The organism is uncultured Brachyspira sp. (assembly GCF_944390595.1).
Lineage (GTDB): Bacteria > Spirochaetota > Brachyspiria > Brachyspirales > Brachyspiraceae > Brachyspira.
In genome coordinates, this window is the sequence record NZ_CALXRN010000183.1 from 1 (window position 1) to 2,541 (window position 2,541).

Annotated in this window: 2 protein-coding genes and 1 pseudogene; 1 reads left to right on the forward strand and 2 read right to left on the reverse strand. The window is 19.9% G+C overall.

Annotation, left to right across the window (positions count from 1 at the left end; translation table 11 throughout):
* Both Q0J90_RS10610 and Q0J90_RS10615 read right to left on the reverse strand, forming a co-directional pair.
* The coding region (locus Q0J90_RS10610) for a tetratricopeptide repeat protein (RefSeq protein ID WP_297277872.1) at positions 1–1,377 on the reverse strand (1,377 nt) is incomplete at its 3' end.
* Between the two features lie 425 nt (positions 1,378–1,802).
* A complete protein-coding gene (locus tag Q0J90_RS10615) occupies positions 1,803–2,042 on the reverse strand; it encodes a hypothetical protein (RefSeq protein ID WP_297277873.1) in 240 nt (79 codons plus the stop codon).
* A 244-nt stretch (positions 2,043–2,286) separates the two neighbouring features.
* Here Q0J90_RS10615 and Q0J90_RS10620 point away from each other — a divergent pair.
* Positions 2,287–2,541, forward strand: a pseudogene (locus Q0J90_RS10620) (molybdate metabolism regulator); the annotation flags it as partial.

The following is a 2,541-nucleotide window of genomic DNA, read 5'->3' on the forward strand; positions in this document are numbered from 1 at the left end:
TTTTTCATCATTTTCTATTTTTATATCTATATTATTTTTATTTAAAATTCTTTCTAAAATCTTTCCCTCTTTAGGATCATTAGCCGTTGTTATATTATTTATTCTTATATTTCCGCTTTCTTTTGTATTTTCTTTCTTATCTGTTTTTTCTTCTTTAGGATTTAATAATAAAGTAAGAATATCCAAAGATGTATAATGAGATATTTCTATATTATTATTTTCTTCTTCAGTATCAAAAGTTAAAATTTTAAGTAAAAAATATTCGTATAATAAAAGATATTTTATATTTTCTTTAAGTTCATCATCAAAATTTTTACTCTCATCAAAGATAGAAATTAAATTTGTTATTGGTTCATTTTCCCATAATTCATTATTTTTTATATCAACTATAAATTTAAATAATTTTTCAATATTATAATATTCATCAAAATTCTGTAATATCGTTATTATGTATATATTATTATCTTTATTGATTTTAAAAAAACTTCTAAAATATTCTATAGCATTTTCATTTTCTAAATAAAGTTGGCATATACCTATTAAAAAATAGGCTTCTTCATAATTTGGATTTAATTCTATAACTTTCTTATAATCTTCTATAGCATTATAATATATTTTTAAATTATATTGACAAATTGCTCTTAAATAATAAAAATCTTCATTTTTATTATTTATCTCTATAAGTTTATCAAAATTTTCAATGGCCTCATCATATTTTTCTAAATTTATTTTTGAATATCCTATATTAAAATTAGCCCCGTCTTCATTCGGATTTAATTCAAGTACTTTATTAAAATATTTTATAGCATCTTCATAATTTTTTTGTTCTATTTTTATAAGTCCTATGTTATAGTATGCATCTTCATAATTTGTATTTAATTCTATTACTTTATTATAATATTTTATACCTTCTTCATAATTTTTTAATTCAAATTGGCAACTACCTATTAAAAAATAGCTATCTTCATAATTTGTATTCAATTCAATTGCTTTATGTAAATTTATAATAGCTTCTTCATATCTTTCAATATCAAATAATATAATACTTTTTTCAAAATATGTTCTATCTATATTTGGATTTAATTTTATTGATATATCAAAATCTTCTAACGCTTCTTTATACATTTTTAAATATGATTTTGAAATTCCTCTGTTAAAATATGCTTTTTCATAATTAGGATTTAGTTCTATAGTTTTATTTAAATTCTCTATTACTGTATAGTAATTTTTTAATTCAAAATTACAACTTCCTTTTAGAAAATATGCATCTTCATCTTTATCATTTTTTTTAATGGCTTCATCGCATAGTTTTATCGCTTCTTCAAAATTTTTTTCTTCTATTAGTTTTTGTATTTTTGTTTTTAGTTCTTCAGTCATAAAATAATCCGAAATATTTTTAATTATTATAAAGCATTATAAAAATATTAAAACAATATATAGTTTATTGGTATTTTAAAATTGAACTTTTGTATAATGTTTAATATGGTATTGATTATAATAAATAAGTTTACTAGCATTAAAAATTGATAATTATTTTATGAAGCTTACCTATCTATAGTAGAACTTATCAAATGCAGTTCTTTTGGTTCTTTTATACCAATAAAAGAACTGGGAGTTGGGGCAACGCCCCAAGTATAAAAAGTATATACTAAAAATTTTTAAGTTTGTCAATTTTTTATTCAACTTTTTCCCGCCGAAAAAAGTTGCAAAAAGTGCAAGTATAAAATTAGAACTAAATCATACTAAAATTGTTTTATATATAGGATAAATTTATTAAATCTTATTATCCAAAACTTTTATATTTACATTACACTATTTATAATATTTTTTAATTCGTTAAAATCAATAATTATATTAGGATAATTACTATCTAAAACAAAATAAACCAATTCAATATTCTCTTTTTCAAAATTAAAATATAGCTCAACTTGATTTAAAATCATTTCTTTTTCTGTTTTTGACTTTATATTTAATAGAATTTTTTCTCTAAGTTTTAAAGAGCCATGTATATCGTCTTTAAATACTTCAATAGTTTTATTCATTTTTTTCCTATATTATTTTTTGTATTTTTAATTATTATAAATCATTATAAAAATATTAAAACAATATATAGTTTATGATATTTTCAATATGAAATTATTAGTATGTTAAAGCAGAGTTTAGAGCCGAAGCTACAGTCCTGCAAATAAATTTATTTGCTGATTATAGCATAGAAACAATAATAAAATTTGACAGGATAAAAAAAATTAATTATACTATATAAAAATACTATTTATGAGGTGTGATATGGATAATAATATCAGTAATGAAGAACAAATAAGAAATAAGTTTGAAAAAATATTCCAATATGAAAAAAATAAGGACGCATTCCTTGATTATTTTTATGGAAGATCAAACAGCTGTCCTATTTTAAGAAATTATTACGGTTATGAAGCTGAAGATATTTTTAAGTTTTATTTTGATGAAAATACTAAAGAAGAAGATAAAAAAGCACTGTCAAGATACGCTGAAGCTATAATAAAAGATATATACAAAGACAAA

Bases quoted from the DNA above. Each gene is read 5' to 3' on its own strand.
- Q0J90_RS10615 (WP_297277873.1), bottom strand. From the start codon at position 2,042: ATGAATAAAACTATTGAAGTATTTAAAGACGATATACATGGCTCTTTA.